The sequence below is a fragment of the Candidatus Rokuibacteriota bacterium genome, from assembly GCA_030647435.1.
Taxonomy (GTDB): Bacteria; Methylomirabilota; Methylomirabilia; order Rokubacteriales; family CSP1-6; genus AR37.
This window is the reverse complement of sequence record JAUSJX010000048.1, coordinates 11,609-36,844: the sequence shown is the minus strand read 5'-3', so window position 1 is coordinate 36,844 and position 25,236 is coordinate 11,609. Positions and strand designations below refer to the sequence as shown.

Sequence of the window (25,236 nt, the reverse complement as noted above, 5' to 3'; positions counted from 1 at the left end):
GGTGCGGAGCCGTTCCCTTCCGGGTTCGGGCGGCGGACTCCGAGCGGCGGGGCCAGCCCCGACCGTGAGAATCAACGCTCGTGAAGGCAGTCACAGGGTCGTGAAAGGGTGAGAAATCAGCCAAAATCGTGGCGCATTCTTAGCAAGAAACCGCCTCGCGTGTCAACGGGGAAAAGCGCCGCCTTGCGTCACGCCGGGCGCAGGGCGGTCCTCGGCGGCCGGAGCGTCAAGGCCAGCACGATGGCCATGGTGGCGATGGCGCCGGAGCCCAGGAAGAGCCAGAGATAAGAGCCGAACACATCGTGAATGATGCCCCCGGCGTAGGAGCCTATGCCCATGCCGATGCAGGAGATGAAGAAGACGCCGCCATAGGCCGTGCCCATGGCCCGATCACCGAAGTACTCGCGGGTGACAACGGCGTAGAGCGGCATGACGCTGCCGTAGGCGACCCCGAAGACCATGGCGAGGGCGTAGAGCGTGCCCGCGTCGCCCGCGAAGACGTACAGGAAGATGGTCATGGCCTGGAGGATCAGCCCGGTGACCAGGGTGCGCTTGGCGCCGACGCGGTCGGCGACCATGCCGGTGCCGACGCGCCCGATGATGGATGTCAGGCCCGAGATGCCCAGCGCCCCCGCCGCCGCCAGGGCCGCTACGCCCTGGTCTATGGCGTGGGAGACCATGTGGAAGATCGGTCCCGAATGGGCCGCGCAGCAGGCGAAGTGGGTCAGTGCGATGGCCCAGAACGGCCAGAAGGTCCAGAGCCGTCGGGCGGTCAGCCCCGGCTCCGGCGCCGGCTGCGAGGCCGGCAGGCCGGCAGTGGGCGCCCGCCTGAGCAGGAGCGCCGCGGGGATGACAACGATCAGCGCGAGCTCGCCCAGGATCAGGAAGGCCGTGCGCCAGTCATAGTTGTTGATGAGCCAACGGGTGAGCGGGGCGAGGGCCAGCGTGCCGAGGCCGTTGCCCGACGAAACGATGGACGCGGCCATCCCCCGCCGGTGCTCGAACCAGCGGATGGCCGTCACGGTCAGCGGTACGTAGAAGCAGCTCACGCCGAAGCCGACCAGGACGCCGAAGCTGACGTAGAACTGCCAGAGCGCCTCCGCCCGGCCGGAGAGGATCAGCCCCGCTCCGAGCAGCACCCCGCCGCCCAGCACCACCGGGCGCGCGCCGAAGCGGTCGGAGAGATACCCCGCGAGGAAAGAGCCCAGTCCCATCGCGATCCAGTTGAGCAGCGCGATGGCGCTGACGCTCGAGCGCGCCCAGCCCATGGAGTCCTCGAGCGGCTTGAGGAAGACGGCGAGGGAGAAGAGCGTGCCGACCGCCATGGTGATGATGACGAAGGCGGCGCCGAGCACGACCCAGCCGTAGGACGAGCGATCACTCACGGGGTCTCCATCCTTCCTTCCCGCACCGGGATCAGGAGGCACATCGTAGCGGCCATGACGAGGCCGAGCGCCGCCCAGGGCACGCCGAAGCCGCCCAAGCGCTCCACGGCCAAGCCGAAAATGGGCGGGCAAATGGTGACGCCGAAGGACGAGATGGCGAGCCCGAGCCCGATGGCCGTGCCCGCGCCCCGCGGCCCGACCAGCTCTGCCATGAGCGTGTGCTGGACGCCGTTCCAGCCGATGCCGAAGAAGCCGAAGACGAGCGCGAGCGGCGCCAGGACCCATGCGCTCGTGCCGGGCCCCGTCCCCGCCATCACGAGCGAGCAGGCCGTCGAGCCGACGCCGGCGATGACGAGCACGATGCGCCGGCGCCCGCCGAAGAACCGGTCGGAGAGCATGCCGAAGATCACGCGACCGGCAATGCCGGTCGCCTGGGCCATCACGAGGTAGCGCCCCGCGTGGACCAGCGAGACGCGCAGGACCTCGGTCAGGTAGAGCACGAGGAAGGACATCCACACCGTCTGCATGCCCGCGAAGATCATCGTGGCGCCCGAGACGAGCCAGAGGTCGCGGTTGCCGAGGACGCTCCGAAGGCTCGCGGGGCCGACGGACAGGCCGTCCGTGTCGGCGGCGGCTGGCGGGTCTCGGTAGAGGAGCCACGTCACGGCGGCCAGTACCGCGATCAGCGAGGCCGGCAGCGCCACCGCCGGTCGCCAGCCGAGCCAGAGGGCGAGCGGCGGCATGATCGAGGCGCCGACCGCGCCGCCCAGAGGCAGGCCGACCTGCTTGAGGCCGACGGCGGTGGCGCGCTGGCGGCGTGGGAACCATGCGATGGCCGCCTTGGCCGTCGTCGGGTTGAGCATGCCGTAGCCCACGCCGGCGCAGATCATGACGATCATGAGCAGGGAGAAGGAGCCGGTGCCCGCGACGGCGTAGAGGCCGGCGGCGATGACGGCCTGTCCCAGCACCATGGTCGCCAGGACGCCCCACCGGTCGGCCATCCAGCCGGCGGGCAGGGACATGAGCGTGGTGCCGACGTAGTAGGCGGACAGAAAGGAGCCCGCCTGCGCCATCGAGAGCCCAAGGTCTTGGCGGATCAGCGGCGCGATGGCCGGGATCCCGAGCGGGCCGACATTGGCCATGGTCTGGGCGGCCATGATCAACGCGAGGATGCCCCAGCGCCCCGCGGCGGCTTCCGGGTTGGTCGCAACGGGCGGTTTGTTCAAGAGGGGCGGGATGCGACGAGCGCGGCGACGGCTTTGAGATCCTCCTCGGTGTCCACACCGATCGTAGCCTCGCGTGTCTCGAGAACGCGGATCGGGATGCCGTGCTCGAGCAGCCGAAGCTGCTCGAGCTGTTCCGCCCTCTCCAGGGCCGATGGCGGCAGCGAATGGTACATCTCCAGAACCTGGCGCCGGTAGGCGTACATGCCGATGTGCTTCCAGTACACGATGCCGCCGACATTGTCGCGATCGCAGGGAATGGGCAGCCGCGAGAAGTACAGCGCATTACCGTGGCGGTCCGTCACCACCTTGTTGGCGGTCCGGCTTGCGACCTCGTCGGGGGTCGCGCGGATCTTGAGCGTCGTCACCTGGACCTCGGGCTCGTCGAGAAAGGGTCGTACCAGGGTTTCGATGTGGCCCGTCGTCACGAGCGGCTCGTCGCCCTGGATGTTGACGTAGACGTCGGCCACGCGGGCGCGCGACACTTCCCAGAGCCGATCCGTCCCCGACTGATGGTCGGGCGACGTCAAGACGGCCGGGATGTGATAGGCGTGGCAGGCCTCGACGACCTCCTCGCTGTCGGTGGCGACGAGGAGGTCGGAGAGGAGGCGGCAGCCCTGGGCGCGTCTGAAGACGTAGACCACCATGGGCACGCCCGCGATCTCGCGGAGGACCTTGCGCGGCAGTCGGGTCGAATGCAGCCGCGCCGGGATGACGCCCAGAATGTTCACCCCCGCTAGCCTGCTCTAATCACGAACGCGTGTTCCGCGTCCTATGCGCCCCCTCACCCTGTCCCTCTCCCCCTCCGGGGGCGAGGGGATCGAAACGGCTCCCTCTCCCTCGGAGAGGGAGAGGGTCGGGGTGAGGGTGGCGCATGTCTTCACGCATAATCCGGGCTAGGCTACCAGAAAGACGGCGGAGCCGCGCAGATCCCCGTGTTACGGACAAGAGGCGGCAGCCTGCTAACGGGCGGGGCCGGTGCCTGTACCTCTAAGCCGGGGGTCGAGGACGTCGCGGAGCGCGTCGCCGAGCATGTTGAAGCCGAAGACGGCCAGCGAGATGGCCAGGCCCGGGAAGATGGCCATCCAGGGCGCGCGCTGCATGTAGGAGCGGCCCGAGCCGGCCAGCATGGCGCCCCAGGACGGCTGCGGCGGCGGGACCCCAAGGCCGAGGAAGGAGAGGGAAGACTCGGCCAGGATGACGCCGCCGAGCCCGATGGTCGCGACGATGATGACCGTGGCCATGACGTTGGGCACCACGTGGCGCAGGACGATGCGGAGATGCCCGGTGCCCATGGCTCGCGCGGACTCGATGTAGGGGTTCTCCATGACGCTGAGCGCCGCGCCGCGTATCACGCGGGCGCTGGTTGCCGCGACCAGGACGGACAGCGACAGGATCAGGTTCATGAGTCCGGGCCCGAGCACGGCCATCAGCGAGAGGATGATCACGAGATAGGGGAAGGACATCCAGGCGTCCACCACGCGCTGCACGGCTATATCGTAGATGCCGCCGATGTAGGCGCTCGAGACTCCCACGGCCGTGGCGATGAGGGTGGCAAGCGCGATCGTGATGAAGCCCACGGTGACCGAGACTCGCGCGCCGTATACCACGCGGCTCCACATGTCGCGGGAGAGATTATCCGTGCCCATCCAGAACTGGGCGCCGGGCGCTTTCATCCGCGCCCCGGGTATGCTCTCGTCGTAGACGTAGTGGGCGATCCAGGGCGCGCCCACCGCCATGACGAGCATGACCAGCACGAGGAATCCGCCAAGGGCGCCCAGGGGCTTGCGCCGGCAGAAGAGCAGGAGCGCCCGGACCCCCCGGGGGAGCGCCCAGGTCTCGCTCGCGGGCTCGACCGTTGCGACGGCGTCGGTGTGCCTGGCCATTACGAGTAGCGGATCCTCGGGTCCAGCACGGCGTAGAGAAGATCCACCGTGAGGTTCATCAGCACGATGATGGACACGACGAGCAGGTTGATGCCCTGGATGACCGGGTAGTCCCGCTGGTTGATGGCGTCGAAGAGGAAGCGCCCCATGCCCGGCAGCTGGAAGATTAACTCGATGATGACGGTGCCGCTGAAGATCTGCGCGAGCTGGATCCCGAGGATGGTAACGACCGGGATCAGGGCGTTCTTGAGGCTGTGCTTGAGCACCACCACGCCCTCGCGCAGCCCCTTGGCCCACGCCGTGCGGACGTAGTCCTGGCGCAGCACCTCGAGCAGCATGGCCCGCGTGAGCCGCATGATCCCCGCCGCCGAGGCCAAGCCCAGGATGAGCGCCGGCAGGAGGAACTGGAGCACGTGGGCCGTGGGCGACTTGCTGAACTCGGTGAAGCCGAGATGCGGCGTCCACCCCCACCAGATCGCGGGCAGGACGATGACGAGCGTGGCGATCCAGAAGCTCGGGACCGACAAGCCGATGATGGCCGCGCTCCGCGCGACGTAGTCCCGCATGGTGTCCGCCCGCACAGCGGAGAGCACGCCGATGGGGATCGCGATGACGACGGCGAAGCAGATGGCCAGGCCGCCGAGGAGCAGCGTGACCGGCAGCCGCATGCGGAGCTCCTCCACCACCGTCCGCTTGGTCCAGAGCGACTCGCCGAGGTTGCCGCGGACGACGTTGCCGACCCACGCGAAGTACTGGATGTAGATCGGGCGGTCGAGCCCCAGCTTGTGCCGGAGATCGTCCACGTCCTTGCCGTACGCCTTCTCCTCCATCATGAGCTGGACCGCGTCGCCCGGCAGGAGGCGGGGCAGGGTGAAGACGATGAGCGAGGCGATCACCAGCGACGGGATCGCGACGAGGAGGCGCTTGAGGAGGTACCGCCTCAGCACAGCGTCAGCGGTCGAGCCAGGCCGCGGTCACGCGGCCGCCCCAGTCGTAGCCGATGTTGGGCGCGTAGTTCTTGAGGGCCCCGTCCCACACGCCGATGTTGACACCGGAGGGCGCATACACGTAGTACTGCTGCTTTGCGAGATAGCGCTGGATCTCGTGCAGCACCTCGCGCCGCTTCGCCACGTCGGCAGTGCGGCGCTGGCGGACCAGCATGTCGCCCAGCACGGGATCGTTCACGTGGCTCTGGTTCTTGAGCTCTCCGGGCATGTGCGGGCCGAAGAGAAAGTTGTCCGGGTCGAGGAAGGGCGTCTGCGGACCGTACGCCATGGACTCGTACTTGCCGTAGAAGGCGGTGCTGATGTACGCGCCGTACTCCTGCTGGATCAGCTTGGCGTCGATGCCGATGTCCTTGAGGTTCTTCAGGAGGAGCTGCAGGCTGTCGACAAGGATCGTCGAGCCGTATGTCGCGTAGGAGATCGTGGCCGGGAAGCCATTGGGGTAGCCGGCCTCGGCGAGGAGCTTCTTGGCGCGGGCGGGATCGAACTTGTAGTACTGGGCGCCCTCGCCGAGCTGGTCCACGGGCAGCGCCCAGTCCTTGAGGCCGGCCGGCACGGCGGGGTTGAAGATGCCAACGCCTTCGAAGAGAGCGTCGATGATGCCCTGGCGGTTGAAGGCCAGCGAGATGGCGCGGCGCACGCGGACATCGCTGAACGGCGGCTTGTCGGTGCGCATGTAGATGTGGCTCTCCTGGTTGGAGGCGTACTCCATGGTCTGGAGTTTCGGCCGTCTCTGCTTGAGCGTGTCCTTGATCTGGACCCAGTCGGCCCTGTTGATATTCCCGGGATTCTCCCAGCCGAGGTCGTACTTGCCCGCGATGAAGGCGGCCATGCGCGAGGCATTGTCCTCGTCTATGGTGACCTCGACCTTGTCGATATAGGGCAAGCCGCTCAGGAAGTAGCCCGGGTTCCTCACGTAGGTGACGCCGACATTCGGCCGGTAGGTGTCCAGCATCCACGGGCCCGTGCCGATCACGGCCTCGGACTTCTTGAGGTCGCCGAACTTCTCGACAGCTTCCTTTGCGATGATGGCCAACGCCATCGGATTGGCGACCATGTCGAGGAACCAGACGTAGGGCTCCTTGAGCGTCATCTTCACCGTGTACTTGTCGACGACCTCGACCTTGTCGAGCGCCGCCATCATGCTGCGATAGGCATTGCCCTTCTCGTTCACGAAGCGGTCGAAGGTGTACTTGACGTCGTCGGCGGTCAGCTCGCGCCCGTTCACAGGCGGCTTGTTGTGCCAGCGGACCCCTTTGCGGAGCTTGAAGATGTACGTGGTGTCATTGGGCTGCGTCCAGGACTCGGCGAGGTCGCCCTCGAGCGTGAACGTGCCCGGCTGCACCGCCGGCCCCGCCTTGAACTTCAAGAGCCGGCTGTGGGAGAAGGTGTAGAGGACGTTGGTCTTGTACGAGATCGTCAGGTGCGGGTCGAAGTGCGGCGGATCCCACAGCCGCAGCGAGAGCGTCCCGCCTCGCTTGGGCGCCTGCGCTTGAACGGGGCTCCACACCGCGGGCGCCGCCGCCGCGGCCAGCCCCGCGCTGCCCAACTTGAGCAGATCCCGCCGGCTCAGTCTCGTGCGCATGGTCTACCTTTCCAGCCAGGCCGCCATGAGGCGTCCGCCGTAATCGTAGCCGATGTTCGGGCCGTAGTTCTTGAGCGCGCTGTCCCACACCCCGATGGAGATGCCCGACGGGACCTGCACGTAGTGCTGCTGCTTGGCCAGATGGCGCTGGATGTCGTGGATGACCTCGCGCCGCTTGGCGACATCGTGGGTGCGTCGCTGGCGGATCAGCATGTCGGCCACCACGGGGTCGTTGATGTGACTCTGGTTCTTCGTCTCCCCCGGGTAGTACTGGCCGAAGAGGAAGTTGTCGGGCTCGAGGAAGGGCGTCTGGGGTCCGAAGGTCAGGGAGTCGAACTTTCCGTAGAAGCAGGTCGAGATGTAGGCGCCGTACTCCTTCTGATCGAGCTTGGTGTCGATCCCCACGTCCTTGAGGTACTTGAGGACGAGCTGCGCCCCGTCCACCAGGGTCGTTGAGCCGTACGTGGTGAAGCACATCGAGGCCGGGAAGCCGTTGGGGTAACCGGCTTCGCCCAACAGCCGTTTGGCTTCCTTCGGATCGTACTTGTAGTACTTGGCGCCCTCCCCGAGCTGGGCAACCGGCAGCGACCATTCCTTGAGCGCCGCCGGCACCGGCGGGTTGAACACGCCCACGCCCTCGGCCGTGGCGTCGATGAGCCCCTGGCGGTCGATGGCGAGAGACATCGCCTGGCGGACGCGTGGGTCGCTGAATGGTTTCTGGTCGGTGCGCATGGAGATGTGCGACATCACGTTGGAGGGGTACTCGGCGGTCTGGAGCCGCGGGCGCCTCTGCTTGAGCGTGTCCTTGATCTGCACCCAGTCCACGCGGTTGATGGCGCCTGTGATCTCCCAGCCGAGGTCGTACTTGCCCGCGATGAAGGCGGCCATGCGCGAAGCGTTGTCCTCGTCCACCGTCACCTCGACCTTGTCGATATAGGGCAGGCCCGCCGCGAGGTAGGCGGGGTTCCGCACGTAGGTGTAGCCCACGTTGGGGCGGTAGCTGTCGAGCGTCCACGGCCCGGTGCCCACGGCGCTCTCCCACTTCTTGAGGTCCCCGAACTTCTCCACGCACTCTTTCGCGACGACGGCGACCGCCATGGGGTTGGCGAGCATGTCGAGAAACCAGACGTACGGCTCCTTGAGCGTGAACTTGACCGTGTACTTGTCGGGCGCCTCGACCCTGTCCAGGGACGACAGCATGTAGGCGTTGGCGTTGCCTTTGATCGTCCTGAAGCGCTCGACGGAGTACACGACATCGTCGGCCGTCAGCTCCCGCCCGTTGACGGGCGGCTTGTTCTGCCAGCGGACGCCCTTGCGGAGCTTGAAGATGTACGTCGTGTCGTTGGGCTGGGTCCAGGACTCGGCCAGGTCGCCTTCGATCGGGAAGGTGCCCGGGACGACGCCCGGCCCGGCTTTGTGCTTGAGGAGGCGGCTGTGGGTGAAGGTCAGCGCGATGTGGGTCTTGTACGAGATGGTGAGGTGCGGGTCGAAGTGCGGCGGGTCCCAGAGGCGGAGCGAGAGCGTGCCGCCCCGCTTGGGCGACTGCGCATGCGCCGGCGTCCATATGGCCGGGCCCGCGGCCGCGGCGGCCAGGCCCGCGCCGCCCCACTTGAGCAGGTCGCGTCGGTTCAGAGACGGCTTCGAAGGCGCGTGGGCGTCCATGGCCACCCCTCCTTATTAAGTATGCTGAGTGACGGGCAGTTCCGGTGGGAAGTGGCGCCCACTGTGAGACAGGACGCCGCCTCCTGTCAAGCGGCCTGTGGCGCCCGGAATCGGCTTGACACCCGGCGGCCTTCTGCTTTACTCAAGCGCAACACGAACCCAGAGGAGGCTCTCGATGCGCTCACGCCTACTCCTGTTCCTCATAACGGCCAGCCTGGCGCTTTCGTTTCCGGCCCAGGCGGCAGCCCAGCCCATCAAGGTCGGCGAGATCAACTCCTACAGCGGCATCGGCGCGCCCTTCACGGGGCCGTACAAGGCCGGCGTCGAGATGGCCGTCGAGGAGATCAACGCCAAGGGCGGGGTCCTCGGGCGCAAGCTCGAGGTGCTCTTCCGCGACGACAAAGGCCAGCCGGCGGAAGCGGTGAAGCACGCCCAGGAGCTGGTCGAGTCGGAGAAGGTCGCCCTCATCGCGGGCACCTTTCTCTCGAACGTCGGGCTCGCGGTCTCCGATTGGGCCAAGCAGAACAAGGTGATGTTCGTCGCCGCCGAGCCGCTGACGGAAGCCCTGACCTGGTCCAAGGGGCACGACTATGTTGTTCGCCTCCGGCCCAACACCTATGAGCAGGGGCGCATGCTGGCCGAGAAGGCCGGGAAGATGAAGTACGTCAAGTGGGTGACGATCGGGCCCAACTACGAGTACGGCAAGCGCGCCTGGGAGACCTTCCGGGACCGCCTCAAGGAGCTCAAGCCCGACGTCCAGGTCGTGGGTGAGCACTGGCCGACGCTCGGAAAGATCGAGCCCGGTCCTCTCGTCACGGCCATCATGAGCCAGAACCCCGACGCCCTCTACGTCTCGCTCTTCGGCAGCGACTGGCTCGCGTTCGTCAGAGAGGCGCAGAAGCGCGGCCTCTTCCAGAAGACGTTCGTCGTGGGCATCCTCCTGGGCGAGCCCGAGTACATCGACCCGCTCAAGCTCGAGGCGCCCGAGGGCATGCTCGTGACAGGCTATCCCTGGTACGACATCAAGAGCGGAGGCCACCAGGAGTGGGTCGCCCGCTACACGAAGCGCGGCGACAAGCCGCCGGTGCTCGGCTCGCTGATCGGGTACGTCACCTACCAGTCCATCGCGGAGGGCATCAGGAAGGCCGGCAGCACCGACACCGGCAAGCTCGTGGCCGCCTTCAAGGGGCTCAAGGTCGAGACGCCGATCGGGCCCATCACCTTCCGCGCCGTGGACGGCCAGTCCACCATGGGCGCGTGGGTGGGCACGACCAAGATCGACCCAGCGCGCGGCGTTGGGATCATGGTCAACTACGAGTACATCCCCGGCGAGAAGGTGCTGCCCTCCGACGACGAAGTGAAGAAGCTCCGCCCGGGCAATTGATCTGACCCCCTCACCCTACCCTCTCCCCAGTGGGGAGAGGGACCTCCGAACCCCTCTCCCCCATCGGGGGAGAGGGTCGCAGTTCGAGCCGAGACGCTCGTCTCGAGCGGCGAGGCGAGGGCTGAGTTAGTCAAGGGGGCGCCATGTCCCTCCTCCTCGTCCAGCTGCTGAGCGGCCTCGCCAACGCGATGTTCCTCTTTCTCATCGCGTCGGGGCTGTCGCTCATCTTCGGCGTCACGCGCATCGTCAACTTCGCCCACGGCTCCTTCTACATGCTGGCGGCCTACTTCACGTATTCGCTCTCCGCGGCGCTGCCTCTGGGTCCTGCCGCCTTCTACGCGGCCGCGTTCCTCGCGGCGCTCCTGGTCGCCGCCCTCGGCGGCCTCGTCGAGGTGCTCCTGCTCCGACGTGTGTACCGCGCGCCCGAGCTCTACCAGCTCCTCCTGACCTTCGCGCTGGTCCTGGTCGTCGCCGACGCCGTGCGCTTCTTCTGGGGCGCGGACAACAAGACGGGCCCCGTTGCGCCGGGACTCGCGGGCTCGGTGCCCATCGCCGGCCAGCTCTTTCCCAGCTACGACCTCGCGGTGATCATCTTTGGTCCGCTCGTGGCGCTCGGGCTCTGGCTCGTTTTCCACCGGACGCGCTGGGGCATTCTGATTCGCGCGGCGACGCAGGACCGGGAGATGGTCGCGGCCCTCGGCGTGGACCAGAGGCGCCTCTTCACGGGTGTCTTCGTCCTGGGCTCGTTCCTCGCGGGGCTGGGGGGCGCGCTCCAGGTGCCCCGCCTCGCGCTCACGACGGTGATGGACACCACCGTCATCGTCGAGGCCTTCGTGGTCGTCGTGATCGGAGGCATGGGCTCGGTGTGGGGCGCTCTCCTGGCGTCGCTCCTGATCGGCGTGCTCAACGCCTACGGCGTCCTGATCCTGCCCAAGGCCTCCATCGTCCTCATGTTCGTCGTGATGGCCGTGGTGCTCATCGTCCGGCCGTGGGGACTCCTCGGCCGGCCGGAGATCCAGCTTCGCGCGGCGGGTAGCGCCGTCGCCAGGGAGCGCCGTGTCCCGTGGCATCCGGCCTGGCTCGCCGCGACCGCCCTGGTCTTGCTGGCGCTGCCGCTCCTCCTGCCGACCTTCTGGGTGTGGATGGCGGTCGAGATCTTCGCCTTCGCCCTTTTCGCGGCGAGCCTGCACCTCCTGATGGGTCCGGGCGGCATGGTGTCCTTCGGGCACGCCGCGTACTTCGGCCTCGGAGCCTACGGTGCGGCGCTGCTGCTCAAGTGGGCGGGCTGGCCGATGCCGCTGGCCTTTCTCGCCGCGCCCGTGGTCGCCGCCGCCGCCGCCGCCGTGTTCGGATACTTCAGCGTGAGGCTGACGAGCATCTACTTCGCCATGCTGACGCTCGCCTTCGCCCAGATCGTCTTCGCCGTGGTCCATCAGTGGGACGCGGTGACGGGCGGCGACAACGGCGTCCTGTCCGTCTGGCCTCCGCCGTGGCTCAAGTCACCGATGCGCTACTACTACTGGGCCCTAGGCTTCGCGGGCGCGGGCGTCGTGCTACTGCGGGTCGTGGCGGCCTCGCCCTTCGGCCTGGCCCTCCGGGCGGTGCGGGACCACGCGCGGCGGGCGGAGGCCGTCGGGATCAACATCCGCGCGCTCCAGTGGACGGCCTTCGTCGTCGCGGGCTTCTTCGCCGGTCTCGCCGGCGCCGTGTTCGTCTTCCTCAAGGGCAGCGTCTTCCCCGTCTACACCGAGACGCCGATGTCGGTGCAGCCGCTGGTCATGGTGCTGCTCGGCGGCATCGGAGCGCCCGCCGGCCCGCTGATCGGCGCCGCCGCCTACAAGCTCCTCGACACCGTCATTACCCGCTACACCGACTACTGGCAGGCGGGGTTGGGCGGCATCTTGATCGCGCTCGTGCTGGCCTTTCCGCGCGGCATCGCCGGCGTGCTCGACTGGAGGCGCTCGTGAGTGCGCCCGTTCTCGAGACGCGCGGGCTCGCCAAGTCCTTCGGCGGCGTCCAGGCCGTGGCGGGCGTGGACCTGGCCATGCCTCGCGGAGAGATCCGCGCGCTCATCGGCCCCAACGGGGCGGGGAAGACGACCTTCTTCAACATGCTCACGGGTCAGCTCAAGGCGGACGCGGGCGAGGTGCGCTTCAAGGGCGAGCGCCTCTCGGGGCTGCCGCCGCACGCGGTGTGGCGCCGTGGCGTGAGCCGCACCTTCCAGATCACCGCGACTTTTTCGTCGCTGACGGCGCTCGAGAATGTCCAGGTGGCGCTCTTTTCCCACGGGCGGCGCACGTATTCGCTGCTCGGGCGCGCGGCGCGGCTGGACGTGGACGCCGCGCGCGCGCTCCTGGACCAGGTCGGGCTTGCCGCGCAGGCGGACAGGGTGGCGGGAGTGCTGGCCTACGGCGACCTCAAGAAGCTCGAGCTCGCCGTGGCGCTGGCGAACACGCCTGAGGTCCTGCTGCTGGACGAGCCCACGGCGGGCATGGCGCCGGCCGAGCGCGGCGCTCTCATGGCGCTGACCGAGCGGATCGCGCGTGACCGGGGCCTGACGGTGCTCTTCACCGAGCATGACATGGACGTGGTCTTCTCGGTCGCCGACCGCATCATGGTGCTCCACCAGGGGCGCGTCATCGCCGAAGGCCGCCCCGACGAAGTCCGCGCCGATCCGCAGGTCCAGAAGGTGTACCTCGGGGAAGCCGAGTAATGCCGGGCGTATTGTCCTGGATACCGTTGACAATGCCGCCCGACATGCGGGAGTATGACGCATGCCCCGGCCCGTGGACTCGTCGGACCTCGAACGGCTCGGCGGCGACCTGCGCCAGGAGATGCACGCCATGGGCGAGCAGGTCCGCGCCGAGCTCCGCCAGGAGATCCAAGCGAGCGCAGCGGAGACACGACTCCAGATGGAGCAGTTCGAGTCGAGACTTCTCGCGCGCGTCGACGCAAGCGCCGCCGAGACCCGCCGTTACATGGGCGTCGTTGCCGAGGACCTTAGGTCCGACATCAAGGCCGTCGCCGGGGGGCTGGGCGCCCTCGACGAGAAGGTCGAGCGCTTCCGCGGCGAGGTCCGCGAGGACTTTGGCAGGGTGGACCGGCGCCTGCTCCATCTGGAAGTCCGAGTCATCGGCCGCTCCGGCCCCGCCTAGGCCTCCGAGCTGCGTCTTTCTCGCCTCCAGTCCGCCACGGGGACACCTCCATGCTGCGCCTTGAGGGCGTCGAGGCGGCGTATGGTCTCTCGCGCGTGCTGCACGGTGTCACGATCGAGGCGCGCGAGGGCGAAGTAGTCTCTCTGCTCGGCCGCAACGGCGCCGGCAAGTCCACCACGCTCAAGGCCATCGTGGGGCTCGTCGAAGTGACGGGAGGCTCGATCAGCCTCGACGGGCGGAATATCACGGTGCTGCCCACCCACGAGATCAGCAAGCTCGGTATCGGCTGGGTGCCCGAGGACCGGCGCATCTTCAGTGATCTGACCGTGGAGGAGAACCTGCTCGTGGGCGCCAAGGGCGGCAGCGGCTGGGGGGCCTCGCGCGTCTACGAGTACTTCCCGAAGCTGGGCCAGCTGGCGGGGCGTCGCGGCGGCAGCCTCTCTGGCGGGGAGCAACAGATGCTGACCGTGGCGCGCACGCTCATGGGCAACCCGCGCATTCTGCTCCTCGACGAGCCCTCCGAGGGGCTGGCGCCCGTGATCGTCCAGGCGCTCGGCCAGCAGATCGCGGCGTTGAAGCGGGAGGGCTTGACCATTCTGCTTTCGGAGCAGAATCTCAAGTTCGCGGCGCGGCTGGCCGACCGGGCCTACATCATCGAGAAGGGGCAGATCCGGTGGGAGGGCGCCATGGCGCGGCTGCTCGAAGACGAGGCCGCCCGCCGCTCGTATCTGACGGTCTAGTCCACTCCCTCTCCCCCATTGGGGGAGAGGGTCGCAGTTCGAGCCGAGACGCTCGCTTCGAGCGGTGAGGCGAGGGCTGAGAGGGTGAGGGGGTTTGATGAAGACGCTCATCAGGAATATCGGGCTGATCGTCTCGGGCGACATCGCGAAGCCCCTGCTTGACGGCGACAGCATCCTGATCGCCGACGGCAAGATCGCCGCCGTCGGTCGCGGCCTGGACGGCGACGCCGACACGGTCATAGACGCCAAGGGCAGCGCTGTCATCCCCGGCTTGATGGATTCCCACTGCCATCCCGTCTTCGGCGACTTCACGCCGAGACAGCGGACCATGGACTTCATCGAGTCCGGGCTCAACGGCGGTCTTACCACGATGATCTCGGCGGGTGAAGTCCACCTGCCCGGGCGGCCCAAGGACATCGTGGGACTGAAGGCGCTCGCCGTCGTCGCCGCCAAGGCCTACGCCAACCTGCGCCCCGCCGGCGTCAAGGTCCATGGCGGCGCGCCGATCCTGGAGCTCGGCATGGTCGAGGAGGACTTCGCCGAGATGGCTCGGCACGGCGTCAAACTGGTGGGTGAGATCGGGCTCGGCTCGGTCAAGACCGGCAAGGACGCGGCGCCCATGGTCCGCTGGGCCAAGAAGCACGGCATGACGGTCACCATCCACACGGGCGGGCCGTCCATCGCGGGCTCGAGCCCGATCAGCGCGGAGGTTGTCCTCGAGGCCGACCCGCACGTGGTCGGCCACATCAACGGCGGGACGACCTCGATGAGCGAGCGGGAGATCGACTCGCTCGTGGCCACGCAGATGGCGCTCGAGATCGTCCACTGCGGCAACGGCAAGACGGCGCTCCATACCCTCGAGCGCGCCAAGGAAGCCAAGGCGCTTCACCGCATCATCATCGGCAACGACGCGCCGTCCGGCACGGGCGTGGTGCCGCTCGGCATTCTGAGAGTCATCGCGCACCTGGCCTCTCTCGGGGGCCTCCACCCCGAGGCGGCCATCTGCATGGCGACGGGCAATACCGCGCGCGTGTACAAGCTGCCGGTGGGCGTGATCGAGCCCGGCCGCGAGGCGGACCTGTGCATCGTCGACGCGCCCATCGGCTCGGTGGGGAAGACGGCCCTCGAGGCGCTCAGGGCCGGCGACCTCTTCGGCATCTCCATGGTGCTGATCGACGGGCAGATCAAGATCGGCCGGAGCCGCAACACGCCGCCCGCGACCCGCGCCGCCGAGGTCGTCAAAGGACACGGACCCGCTGGAGGAGGCCACTAGTTCCAAGACCCCCTCTCCCCTTAGGGGAGAGGTCGGGTGAGGGGGAGAAGACGATGCGTATCCGGAAGCTGCTGACTGTTGTCGAGGAGATCTACGAGGACGGGGGCAGGAAGGCCGCCCGGCCCATCAAGAAGGTTGCCGCCATCGCGGTGATCGAGAACCCGTTTGCGGGGCGCTACGTCGAGGACCTCCAGGAGCTGGTCAAGACCGGCGAGGAGCTGGGCGACCTGCTTGGCCGCCGCGCCGTCGCGGCGCTCGGCGCGCCCGTGCACTCCTATGGAAAAGCAGCGATCGTCGGCGAGCACGGCGAGTACGAGCACGCGGCGGCCATCCTCCACCCAACGCTCGGCACGCCGTTCCGCGCCGCGGTCGGCGGCGGCAAGGCGATCATCCCGTCGGCGAAGAAGCTCGGCGGGCCCGGCGCGACCATAGACGTGCCGCTCCACTTCAAGGACGCGGCCTTCGTGCGCACCCACTTCGACGCCATGGAGGTGCGCCTGGGCGACGCCCCGCGCGCCGACGAGATCCTGGTCGCCCTCGTCGTCACCGACGGCGGCAGGCCGCATCCGCGGGTCGGCGGTCTCACGGTCGCCGAAGCCAAGAAGGAGGACGGTCTCCGATGAGAGCCGCGGGGATGAAATTCGGACTCCGCATCCCAAGCTTCGCCCTCGGCCCCAAGACCGCCACGCTTGCCGAGATGGGCGCCTATCTCCGCCGCGCCGAGGACCTGGGCTTTGACTCGGCGGTCAGCATCGACCACCTCCTGATGACGCCGCCCGCCTATGCCTGCACCTGGCTCGAGCCCGTGGCGCTGCTGTCGGCGCTGGCCGGGGTCACGCGGACGATCAAATTGGGCACCATGGTGCTGGTGCTGCCGCTCCGAAACCCCGCCTACTTCGCCAAGGAGTGGGCGACGCTCGATCTCCTCTCCGGCGGCCGCAGCATCCTCGGCGTCGGCGTCGGCTGGCACGAGGAAGAGTTCGCGCTCATGGGCATCCCGCACAAGGAGCGCGGGCGCCGCATGGACGAGATGCTGGAGCTGGTGACGGCGCTCTGGGCCGGCGACAACGTCACGTACACGGGCAAGTACTATCAAGTGAAGAATCTCAGCATCGACCCCAAGCCCGTTCAGAAGCCGCATCCGCCGATCTGGGTCGGCGGCGGCAGCCAGCCCTTCGAGAAAGTCTACGGCCAGACCGTGACCAATATCGATCCGGTGCTCAAGCGGATCGCGAAGTACGCCAAGACCTGGGTGCCGCACTCCTCCGCCACGGCCGAGATGGTCACGGGCGACTGGAACAAGATCCAGCGCTTCATGGATGATCTCGGCAGGAAGCCCGGCGACATGACCAAGGTCTACTCCAACTTCGTCTACGTGCTGAAGAAGGGCGAGAAGCCCGAGGTCGCGGCGCCGCACTTCAAGGTCTACTCGGGCATGGACCTGCCGTACTGGAAGGAGTTCTACCTCCTAGGCGAGGCCGAGGAATTGGCGGAGAAGATTCGCGCGAAGGTCGCCGCCCTCGGCGGCTGCGAGCAGATCGTGCTGAACCCGCTCAACTGGAGCACGGACCAGCTCGAGCTTCTGGCCGGCGAGGTCCTGCCGCGCGTCGCCAAGCCCTGAGGCCTCCCGGAGCCCCCGTCTGAGCGTCGCCCCGCGGCTGACGGGCAGGAGCGTCAAGCGCGTCGAGGACCCGCGCCTGCTGACTGGGCGCGGCGCCTACCTCGACGATCTCCGGATGCCGGGACTGCTCCACGCGGCCTTCGTGCGGAGCGTGCACGCGCACGCGCAGGTGCGCCGCGTGGTCACGGAGCGCGCGCGGCAGGCGCCCGGGGTCGCCGCCGCGCTGGCGGGACAGGACCTGACGGAGTGGGTCAGGCCGCTGGCACCGCAACTGGAAGGTTCGGGCTTCTGGCCCACTGAGTGGCCGGCGCTCGCTCCCGAGCGAGTGCGCTTCGTCGGCGAGCCCTTGGCTGGGCTCTGCGCCGAGAGCCCGGCCCAGGCCGCCGACGCCTGCGATCTGGTCGAGGTCGACTGCGAACCGCTGCCCGCCGTCGTCGACCCAGATGCGGCTCTAGCGCCGGGCGCTCCGCTCCTCCACGACGGCGTTCTCGGCAACGTGCTCTTCCGCCGCAGCTACTCCCACGGTGACGTGGACGCGGCATTCGCTCGCGCGGCCGTGGTCCTGCGCGAAACCTTCCGCCACGGGCGCTGCTCGGCGTCACCGCTCGAGGCGCGAGGCCTCATCGCCTCGTGGGAAGGGGAGCGGCTTACGGTATGGACCGGGACGCAGGCGCCGCACATCTTCGGGGCAGCGATCGCCCGCGCCTTCCATCTTCCCGAGGGGCACGTGCGGGTGATCGTGCCGGATACGGGCGGCGGCTTCGGCCAGAAAATGCACGTCCTGCCGGAGGACCTGGCCGTGGCCGCGCTGGCGTGGGTCGCCGGGCGCCCGGTCAAGTGGATCGAGACGCGGCGCGAGAACCTGGCCGCCGCCTCACAGGCGCGCGAGGGGAGCGTGGACATCGAGGCGGCCGCGGCTCGTGACGGCGTCCTGCTCGCCCTTCGCGCGCGCGTCGTCTCCGACAACGGCGCGTATCACATCTATCCATTGACGGCTGCCCTCGAGCCGCCCGGGACAGCCTCCATTCTCCCAGGCCCCTACCGCACGCCGGCCTATGCCTGGGAGGCGCTCGCCGTCGCCACCAACAAGCCGCCGCTCGGCGCCTATCGCGGTGTCGGCATGACCATGGGCGCCTTCGTCATGGAGCGCACGCTCGATCTCCTCGCCGAGCGCCTCGGCCTTGACCCCGCGGAGATCCGTCGCCGCAACCTGATCGCACGCGACGCCTATCCGTTCACCTCCGCCGCGGGCTTCGTCTACGACAGCGGCGACTATCCCAAGGCGCTCGAGATGGCGCTCGAGCTCGCCGGCTATGACGCGCTCAAGCGCGAGCGTGACGAGGCGCGGGCGCGCGGCCGGCTTTTCGGCGTCGGCATCTCCTGCTATACGGAGTACACCGGTATGGGCTCGGCGACCTACCGGCAGCGCGGCATGGTCGAGGTGCCGGGGCCTGAAGCCGCGCGCGTGTCGGTCGAGGCCGACGGCACCGTGCGCTGCCGCCTGTCCTTTTCCTCGCAGGGGCAGGGGCACGCGACGACGGCGTCCCAGATCGTCGCCGACGAGCTTGGTGTATCGCTCACGCAGGTCGTCGTCTCACAGCCCGACACTGACGAGACTCCTGAGGGCAGCGGGACCTTCGCGAGCCGTGGCGCCATCGCCCAGCAGGGCGCGGCGGGCGTGGCGGCGGTGACGCTGAAGGCAAAGATCCTCGACGCGGCCGGCGGGCTCCTCGAGGCGAGCCCCGCCGACCTCGTGCTGAACGGAGATCGCGTCTCCGTGCGCGGGATGCCCGACCGCGGCGTCACGCTCGCGGAAGTGGCGCGCGCGGCAGGGACTGCGAGCCTCGAAGTGACCGAGCGCTTCGACCCACCGGGGCCCACGTTTTCGGGCGCTGTCCACATCGCCTCGGTCGAGGTGGACGCCGGGACGGGTCGCGTGACGGTGCGTGGCTACGTCGTCGTGGAGGACTGCGGCCCGGTCATCAATCCCATGATCGTGGAGGGCCAGATCCACGGCGCGGTGGCCCAGGGCATCGGGGAGGCGCTCGGCGAGCGTCTCGTCTACGACGAATCAGGCCAGCTCCTGACGGGCAGCCTCATGGACTACGCGCTGCCGGCGGCGGCCGACCTGCCGTCCTTCACTCTCGGCCATTTGGAAACACCGTCGCCTCTCACGCCCGGCGGCCACAAGGGCATGGGCGAAGGCGGGACCATCGGCGCTCCCGCCGCCATCGCCAACGCCGTCGCCGACGCTGTCAGGCCGCTCGGCGTACGGGTGACGTCGCTGCCGATCTTGCCGGAGGCGCTGGTCTCGCGAAAGCCTACGCCGGCTTCTTGACGGAGCCTCGTCCCAAGGGTAGCCTCGCCCCAACCGTAATGACCTGCCCTCGATGCCAGACCGAGAACCCTCCACAGGCGAAGTTCTGCGTGGAATGCGCGGCTCCGCTGCCAGCCCGTTGCGCGAACTGCGACACCCAACTGCCCGCGTCCGCGAAGTTCTGCCCTGAGTGCTCGCATCCCGTCAGCGGGGCTACCGCCGGCCAGTCGCGCTTCGCCGCGCCCAAGTCCTACACTCCCAAGCATCTCGCGGAGAAGATCCTCACCTCGAAGAGCGCGCTCGAAGGGGAGCGCAAGCAGGTCACTGTCCTCTTCGCCGATCTGAAGGGCTCGATGGAACTGCTCGCCGACCGTGATCCCGAGGAAGCGCGAAAGCTCCTGGATCCCGTGCTCGAGCGGATGATGGAGGCGGTCCACCGCTACGAGGGCACCGTGAACCAGGTCATGGGCGACGGGATCATGGCGCTCTTCGGGGCGCCGCTCGCCCACGAGGATCACGCCGTGCGGGCCTGCTATGCCGCGCTGCTGATGCAAGAGGCGGTGACGCGCTACGCGGAGGAGGCGCGCCGCGCGTACGGCGCGAACGTGCAGATCCGGGTGGGGCTCAACTCGGGCGAGGTCGTGGTGCGCGCCATCGGCAGCGATCTCCACATGGACTACACGGCCGTGGGCCAGACGACGCATCTCGCGGCGAGGATGGAACAGCTTGCTAACCCGGGGAGCATTCTCCTGACGCCAGCAACCCTCGCGCTCGTGGAAGGCTTCGTCGCCGTGAAGCCGCTCGGCCCTGTGCCGGTGAAGGGGCTCGCCGACGCGGTGGAGGTCTACGAGGTGACGGGGGCGGGCCCGGCGCGGACCCGCCTGCAGGCGGCCGCCGGGCGTGGGCTGACGCGGTTCGTGGGGCGTGACGCCGAGCTGGAGCAGCTCCGCCGCGCCCAGCAGCTCGCCGGCGAGGGGCACGGGCAGGTGGCGGCGCTCGTCGGCGAGGCGGGGGTGGGCAAGTCGCGCCTCGTCTACGAGTTCACCCATTCGCTTCGCTTGCACGGCTGGCTCGTCCTCGAGAGCGCCTCCGTTTCGTACGGCAAGGCGACGAGCTACTTGCCGGTGATCGACCTCCTCAAGGGCTACTTCAAGATCCAGGACCGGGACGACCTCCGCGAGATGCGCTAGAAGGTGACCGGCAAGCTGCTCACGCTCGACCGCGCGCTGGAGCCGACGCTGCCGGCATTGCTGGCCCTGCTCGACGTCCCCGGGGACGACGCCTCATGGCAGACGCTCGACCCAGGGCAGCGCCGCCAGCTCACGCTCGACGCCGTGAAGCGGTTGCTGCTGCGGGAAGCTCGGGAGCAGCCCCTCCTCGTGATCTTCGAGGATCTTCACTGGATCGACGGTGAGACGCAGGCGCTGCTCGACGGCCTGGTCGACAGCCTGGGCTCGGCGCGCCTGCTGCTGCTCGTGAACTACCGGCCCGAGTACCAGCACGCCTGGGGCAGCAAGACCTCCTACAGTCAGATGCGGCTGGACGCGCTCCCGGCCGAGAGCGCCGGGGAACTGCTGGATGCGCTCCTCGGCGAGGATCCCGGGCTGGCGCCGCTCAAGCAGCTCCTCGTCAGGCGCGGGAACCCCTTCTTCCTGGAGGAGACGGTCCGGACGCTGGTGGAGACGAAGGCGCTGGCGGGGGAGCGCGGACGGTATCGGTTGGCACAACCGCTCCAGGCGATCCAGGTGCCGGCCACGGTCCAGGTGATGCTGGCCGCGCGTATCGACCGTCTTCTCCCGGAGGACAAACGCCTCCTGCAGGTCGCCTCCGTCGTCGGCAAGGACGTGCCGTTTGGGCTGCTCCAGGCGATCGCCGACCTTCCGGACGAGGCGCTCCGTCGCGGACTCGACCACCTGCAGGCCGCCGAGTTCCTCTACGAGACCGGGCTGTTTCCGGATCTTGAGTATTCCTTCAACCACGCGCTCACGCACGAGGTCACGTACAGCGGCCTGTTGCACGATCGCCGCCGGGAGCTTCACGCGCGGATCGTGGAGGCGATCGAGACGCTCTACCGGGATCGCCTCGGAGAGCAGATCGAGCGGCTCGCCCATCACACCCTCCGGGGTGAGTTGCGCGAGAAGGCGGTGGGCTATCTCCGGCAGGCCGGAGTGAAGGCGGCCGCGCGGTCGGCGCTCCCGGACGCCCGGGCCTGGTTCGAGCAGGCGCTCGGAGCCCTCGAGGCCCTGCCCGAGAGCCAGTCCACGCTCGAGCAGGCCTTCGAGATCCGCCTCGAGCTGCGGCCGGTGCTGAACCTGCTCGCTGAAATCCGGCAGGCACTGGAGCGCCTGCGCGAGGCGGAGACTCTCGCCGAGCGGTTGAACGACGACCGCCGGCGAAGCCGGGTCTGCGCGTTCGTGACGAACGTCCACTTGCAGCTCGGCGAGCTGGACGAGGCGCTTGTGACCGGCACCCGCGCACTGGAGATCGCCGGGCGACTCGGGGACTTGAGACTCCGCATCCTCGCCACGAGCTTTCTCGAGCAGGCGCATTACTTCCGGAGCGAGTACGAGCGGGTGGTCGAGCTGGCCACCGACAACCTCGCGGCGTTGCCTGCCGACTGGGTCTACGAGTATTTCGGACTTGCCGCACCGATATCGGTCTACGATCGCTGCTGGCTGGTCATGAGCCTCGCCCAGCTCGGCCGATTCGCCGAGGCGGCCGAGCACGAAACCGAGGCGATCCGGCTCGCCGAGCCGACGCAGCATGCGTTCACCGTCGGTCTGGCCCACCGCGCCGCGGGTACGCTCCAACTCCTCAAGGGCGACTGGGGGAAGGCGCGCTCACTGCTCGAGCGCTGGATCGCGGTGCTCCGGACCGGGAACGTCGTCATCCTGCTTCCTAGTGCGGTCGCCTCCTCCGCCTGGGCACTGGCGCAGCTCGGCGAGGCGAGTGAGGCGCTGAGCCGGCTCCGGGAAGCCGAGCAGCTCCTCGAGCGCCTCGCGGCAATGGGAATCGTCGGCCTGAGCGGCTGGGCCTACCACTCGCTGGGTCGCGCCGGTCTGCTGCTCGGCCGGCTCGACGAAGCGCGGCGCCTGAGCGACCGCGCGGTCGAATCCTCTCCGCGTCTCCCCGGGTTCGCGGCCCATGCGCTGCACTTGCTTGGCGACATCGCGACCCATCCCGACCGGTTCGACGCCGAGACCGGCGAGGCCCACTACCGCCAGGCCCTGGCGCTCGCCGAACCGCGCGGCATGCGCCCGCTCGTCGCGCACTGCCACCTCGGCCTCGGCAAACTCTACCGGCGAACGGGCGAGCGCGAGCAGGCGCAAGAGCACCTGACCACCGCGACGACGATGTACCGCGAGATGGACATGCTGTTCTTGCTGGAGCATGCGGAGGCCGAGCTGAGAGAGTTGGCATGAGAGCCGTTGCGGTCATCTGTTGAAGAGCCCGCGCGAGAAGCATAGAATCCCGGCCAACACAGGGAGGATACACATGGCACAGCAGGGGATCCGCGCGGAGAAGCTCACGCCTCATATCGGCGCCGTCGTCCATGGCGTCGATCTCTCGAAGCCGCTCGACGAGGGCACGTTCAAGGAGATCCACGACTGCCTCATCGAGAACTGCGTGATCTTCTTCCGCGACCAGCACCTGACGCCGGACCAGCAGAAGGACTTCGGCCGGCGATTCGGTGAGCTGCATGTCCATCCGGCCGCCCCTGGCCTCGTCGAGGGGCATCCGGAGATCCTGGTCATCCACGCCGATGAGAACTCGAAGCACGTGGCCGGAGAGGTCTGGCACTCCGACGTCTCCTGCGATCCCGAGCCTCCGATGGGGAGCATCCTGTACATGCACGAGCTCCCGCCGGTCGGCGGCGACACCCTGTTCGCGAGCATGTACGCGGCGTACGACGCGCTGTCGGAGCCGATGAAGCGGCTCCTCGAGGACTTCACCGCCATCCACGACGGCGAGCACGTCTACCGCGGCCGTTATGGAGTGAAGGACGAGGGCAAAACTTTTCCGAAGGCGGAGCACCCGGTCATCCGTACGCACCCCGTGTCCGGGCGGAAGGCGCTCTTCGTGAACAGCGGCTTCACGACGCGCATCGTCCAGCTCAAGCGGGCCGAGAGCGACGCCCTCTTGCAGTTTCTCTTCCGCCACATCGAGACGCCGGAGTTCCAGTGCCGGTTCCGCTGGCAGGAGCGCTCCATCGCGTTCTGGGACAACCGCTGCGTCCAGCACCACGCCATGTGGGACTACTACCCGCAGCGGCGGCACGGACATCGCGTGACGGTCCGGGGCGACAAGCCGGTCTGAGGAGATCGATCCATGGCGACCGCCCGCGTGTGGACGCTGCTCAAGGACTTGGCGACCACGGACTTCAAGGATCTCCCGCCGACGGAGAGGGTGACGATCCGCGACGAACCTGGGTTCTTCGACGGCCCCGTCGGGGCCCGGGTTGCGGTCCTGGACTTCAGTCCGGAGAGCGGCGCCCTCGGCCCCGGTGTGGCCAGCATCCCGCCGGCGAAGGAGCCGCAGTTCTTCCGGTACTCGGCGACCACGGCTCCTTCGCTCGACGCCCTCCAGGCTCCGGCGTTCATCTGCGAGAGCGTGTTCGGCACGGTCCACGAGACGATCCGCATGTTCGAGGAGCCGGACATCCTCGGCCGGCGCGTCGCGTGGGCGTTCCCGGGGCCCCAGCTGCTCGTGGTCCCCCGCGCCGGCGAATGGGAGAACGCGTTCTACGAGCGCGACTCGCGCAGCCTCCAGTTCTTCTACTTCCCGCACCGCGTCACCGGCCAGCGCGTCTACACGGCGCTCTCGCAGGACATCGTCGCGCACGAAACGACCCACGCGATCCTCGACGGCATCGACCCCGACCTCTACAACGCGCTGTCCGCGGAGTCGCTCGCGATTCACGAAGCGGTCGCCGACCTCGGCGCGCTCGCCGTCTCGCTGCGCTCGCGCGCCCTCCAGCGCCGCTTTCTCGACACGACAGGCGGCGACCCCTCGAAGTGGGTCGCGTTCGCGGGGCTCGCGGCGCAGTTCGCTGAAGGCACCGGCAGGACCACGAAGTTCCTGCGGAATCTCTCGAACGACCTGAAGATGTCGGACGTCGACGCGACCGAGCCCCACGAGCTGAGCCAGGTCCTCTCGGGCGCCCTCCACGCTCTGTGGCGAGAGCTCTTCCGCGGGTTGAAGCAGCGCCTCCGGCGGAAGGAGCCCGCGTTGGACGAGCGCTCCGCCGCGGGCAGGGTCGTCTGGCTGGCCCGCGAGATCTACGAGCGAATGGCGTTTCGCGCCCTCGACTGCCTCCCGCCCGGCGAGTCGACCTTCGCGGACTACGCCCGCGCCATTCTCGCGGCGGACCAGTCCGGCGTGCCGGAGGTCGACGGCCCCCGGGCCTTCCTCCGCAAGGAATTCGTCCGGCGGGGAATCGCAGCCTCGGAAGCGGCCTTGCGCGTGGAGACCGACCTCGACGTGCCCGCTGTGCGCCGGACCGATGTCGAAGCCCTCGCGACGAGCGACTACGCGGCGTACGCCTTCGCGAACAAGAATCGTCGCCTGCTCGGGATCCCGAAGGACATCCCGTTCAAGGTCATGCCCCGCCTCCAGACGGAGAAGCTCTACTACCACCTCGCGAAGCCGAAGGCTCCAGTCCGCGAGACGCTCTTCAAGGTCTCGTGGACCGAGGAGGAACGGCAGGACGTCCGGGGTCTCCCGTCCGTGCGCCAGGTCGTCGTCGGGACGACGCTCTCCATAGATCGCGACACCAAGCGGGTGCGCTTCTGCTTGACCACCGGGCGCGACGGCGCGCGCCGCGAGCGTCGCGAGGCCTACCTGCGTAAGCTCGCCCGGCAGCGGGCCCTTGCGCTCGGCGCGGACGCGTTTGACGCCCGCGGGCTGGCCCGGCGCGACGTGATTCGGGCGGAGGTGGTCGAGGGGACGCTTCGGCTTCGGAACACCGCCCATATGCTCCACGTGGTTGGAGAGGTGTGAC

At 68.5% G+C, this 25,236-nt stretch carries 20 protein-coding genes; 13 read left to right on the top strand and 7 right to left on the bottom strand.

The annotated features are described in order from the left end of the window. Nucleotides 1-188: 188 nt before the first annotated feature. The 7 genes from Q7W02_08780 to Q7W02_08750 all read right to left on the bottom strand — a co-directional run bounded on the left by Q7W02_08780 (nt 189) and on the right by Q7W02_08750 (nt 8,745). The gene (locus tag Q7W02_08780; protein MDO8476274.1) at nt 189-1,385 is read right to left on the bottom strand and encodes an MFS transporter; all 1,197 of its coding nucleotides are present in this window, start codon (nt 1,383-1,385) and stop codon (nt 189-191) included. Next, nucleotides 1,382-2,611, bottom strand: a complete 1,230-nt coding sequence (locus Q7W02_08775) for an MFS transporter (protein ID MDO8476273.1) — start codon at nt 2,609-2,611, stop codon at nt 1,382-1,384. Before Q7W02_08775 ends, Q7W02_08780 begins: the two co-directional genes overlap by 4 nt. Beyond that, the gene (gene kdsB, locus Q7W02_08770) at nt 2,608-3,339 is read right to left on the bottom strand and encodes a 3-deoxy-manno-octulosonate cytidylyltransferase (protein ID MDO8476272.1); all 732 of its coding nucleotides are present in this window, start codon (nt 3,337-3,339) and stop codon (nt 2,608-2,610) included. Before kdsB ends, Q7W02_08775 begins: the two co-directional genes overlap by 4 nt. A 231-nt stretch (nt 3,340-3,570) precedes the next feature. Further along, nucleotides 3,571-4,494 (bottom strand): ABC transporter permease, encoded by a 924-nt coding sequence (locus Q7W02_08765; GenBank protein ID MDO8476271.1) that lies wholly within the window; start codon nt 4,492-4,494, stop codon nt 3,571-3,573. Continuing rightward, nucleotides 4,494-5,441, bottom strand: coding sequence for an ABC transporter permease (locus tag Q7W02_08760; GenBank protein MDO8476270.1), 948 nt, complete (start codon nt 5,439-5,441; stop codon nt 4,494-4,496). Before Q7W02_08760 ends, Q7W02_08765 begins: the two co-directional genes overlap by 1 nt. 4 nt (nt 5,442-5,445) lie before the next feature. Beyond that, nucleotides 5,446-7,083 carry an ABC transporter substrate-binding protein gene (locus tag Q7W02_08755; protein ID MDO8476269.1) on the bottom strand — a complete coding sequence of 546 codons (1,638 nt, stop codon included), beginning with the start codon at nt 7,081-7,083 and terminating at the stop codon, nt 5,446-5,448. Nucleotides 7,084-7,086: 3 nt separating this feature from the next. Next, entirely contained in the window at nt 7,087-8,745 is a 1,659-nt protein-coding gene (locus Q7W02_08750; GenBank protein MDO8476268.1) for an ABC transporter substrate-binding protein, read from the bottom strand. Between the two features lie 175 nt (nt 8,746-8,920). Here Q7W02_08750 and Q7W02_08745 point away from each other — a divergent pair, with 175 nt between their 5' ends. The 13 genes from Q7W02_08745 (at nt 8,921) to Q7W02_08685 (ending at nt 25,235) form a co-directional block, all read left to right on the top strand. Further along, nucleotides 8,921-10,129 carry an ABC transporter substrate-binding protein gene (locus tag Q7W02_08745; protein ID MDO8476267.1) on the top strand — a complete coding sequence of 403 codons (1,209 nt, stop codon included), beginning with the start codon at nt 8,921-8,923 and terminating at the stop codon, nt 10,127-10,129. A 143-nt stretch (nt 10,130-10,272) separates the two neighbouring features. Then, on the top strand, nt 10,273-12,096 hold the full coding sequence (locus Q7W02_08740; GenBank protein MDO8476266.1) for an ABC transporter permease: 1,824 nt from the start codon (nt 10,273-10,275) through the stop codon (nt 12,094-12,096). Further along, on the top strand, nt 12,093-12,842 hold the full coding sequence (locus tag Q7W02_08735) for an ABC transporter ATP-binding protein (GenBank protein MDO8476265.1): 750 nt from the start codon (nt 12,093-12,095) through the stop codon (nt 12,840-12,842). The genes Q7W02_08740 and Q7W02_08735 overlap by 4 nt, the downstream gene beginning before the upstream one ends. A gap of 61 nt (nt 12,843-12,903) precedes the next feature. Beyond that, nucleotides 12,904-13,284 (top strand): hypothetical protein, encoded by a 381-nt coding sequence (locus Q7W02_08730; protein ID MDO8476264.1) that lies wholly within the window; start codon nt 12,904-12,906, stop codon nt 13,282-13,284. 50 nt (nt 13,285-13,334) lie between these two features. Then, entirely contained in the window at nt 13,335-14,024 is a 690-nt protein-coding gene (locus Q7W02_08725; protein MDO8476263.1) for an ABC transporter ATP-binding protein, read from the top strand. Between the two features lie 97 nt (nt 14,025-14,121). Further along, complete coding sequence (locus tag Q7W02_08720) at nt 14,122-15,297, top strand: amidohydrolase family protein (protein ID MDO8476262.1); 1,176 nt, start codon at nt 14,122-14,124, stop codon at nt 15,295-15,297. Between the two features lie 53 nt (nt 15,298-15,350). Beyond that, nucleotides 15,351-15,920, top strand: a complete 570-nt coding sequence (locus Q7W02_08715) for an amino acid synthesis family protein (GenBank protein ID MDO8476261.1) — start codon at nt 15,351-15,353, stop codon at nt 15,918-15,920. 11 nt (nt 15,921-15,931) lie between these two features. Continuing rightward, nucleotides 15,932-16,918: a TIGR03619 family F420-dependent LLM class oxidoreductase gene (locus tag Q7W02_08710; protein ID MDO8476260.1), complete on the top strand. Its 987-nt coding sequence runs from the start codon at nt 15,932-15,934 to the stop codon at nt 16,916-16,918. Between the two features lie 79 nt (nt 16,919-16,997). Further along, complete coding sequence (locus Q7W02_08705) at nt 16,998-19,256, top strand: xanthine dehydrogenase family protein molybdopterin-binding subunit (GenBank protein MDO8476259.1); 2,259 nt, start codon at nt 16,998-17,000, stop codon at nt 19,254-19,256. Nucleotides 19,257-19,294: 38 nt separating this feature from the next. Continuing rightward, nucleotides 19,295-20,425 (top strand): adenylate/guanylate cyclase domain-containing protein, encoded by a 1,131-nt coding sequence (locus Q7W02_08700; protein ID MDO8476258.1) that lies wholly within the window; start codon nt 19,295-19,297, stop codon nt 20,423-20,425. Nucleotides 20,426-20,428: 3 nt separating this feature from the next. Continuing rightward, a complete protein-coding gene (locus tag Q7W02_08695; GenBank protein ID MDO8476257.1) occupies nt 20,429-22,657 on the top strand; it encodes a tetratricopeptide repeat protein in 2,229 nt (742 codons plus the stop codon). Between the two features lie 73 nt (nt 22,658-22,730). Then, nucleotides 22,731-23,552, top strand: a complete 822-nt coding sequence (gene tauD, locus Q7W02_08690) for a taurine dioxygenase (protein ID MDO8476256.1) — start codon at nt 22,731-22,733, stop codon at nt 23,550-23,552. 12 nt (nt 23,553-23,564) lie between these two features. Next, entirely contained in the window at nt 23,565-25,235 is a 1,671-nt protein-coding gene (locus Q7W02_08685) for a hypothetical protein (GenBank protein MDO8476255.1), read from the top strand. Nucleotide 25,236: the final 1 nt, after the last annotated feature.

Coding starts and splice junctions, on each gene's coding strand:
- Q7W02_08685 (MDO8476255.1), top strand. CDS start 23,565: ATGGCGACCGCCCGCGTGTGGACGCTGCTCAAGGACTTGGCGACCACG.
- Q7W02_08740 (MDO8476266.1), top strand. CDS start 10,273: ATGTCCCTCCTCCTCGTCCAGCTGCTGAGCGGCCTCGCCAACGCGATG.
- Q7W02_08700 (MDO8476258.1), top strand. CDS start 19,295: ATGACCTGCCCTCGATGCCAGACCGAGAACCCTCCACAGGCGAAGTTC.
- Q7W02_08745 (MDO8476267.1), top strand. CDS start 8,921: ATGCGCTCACGCCTACTCCTGTTCCTCATAACGGCCAGCCTGGCGCTT.
- tauD (MDO8476256.1), top strand. CDS start 22,731: ATGGCACAGCAGGGGATCCGCGCGGAGAAGCTCACGCCTCATATCGGC.
- Q7W02_08715 (MDO8476261.1), top strand. CDS start 15,351: ATGCGTATCCGGAAGCTGCTGACTGTTGTCGAGGAGATCTACGAGGAC.
- Q7W02_08725 (MDO8476263.1), top strand. CDS start 13,335: ATGCTGCGCCTTGAGGGCGTCGAGGCGGCGTATGGTCTCTCGCGCGTG.
- Q7W02_08755 (MDO8476269.1), bottom strand. CDS start 7,083: ATGCGCACGAGACTGAGCCGGCGGGATCTGCTCAAGTTGGGCAGCGCG.
- Q7W02_08710 (MDO8476260.1), top strand. CDS start 15,932: ATGAAATTCGGACTCCGCATCCCAAGCTTCGCCCTCGGCCCCAAGACC.
- Q7W02_08750 (MDO8476268.1), bottom strand. CDS start 8,745: ATGGACGCCCACGCGCCTTCGAAGCCGTCTCTGAACCGACGCGACCTG.
- Q7W02_08720 (MDO8476262.1), top strand. CDS start 14,122: ATGAAGACGCTCATCAGGAATATCGGGCTGATCGTCTCGGGCGACATC.
- Q7W02_08765 (MDO8476271.1), bottom strand. CDS start 4,494: ATGGCCAGGCACACCGACGCCGTCGCAACGGTCGAGCCCGCGAGCGAG.
- Q7W02_08730 (MDO8476264.1), top strand. CDS start 12,904: ATGCCCCGGCCCGTGGACTCGTCGGACCTCGAACGGCTCGGCGGCGAC.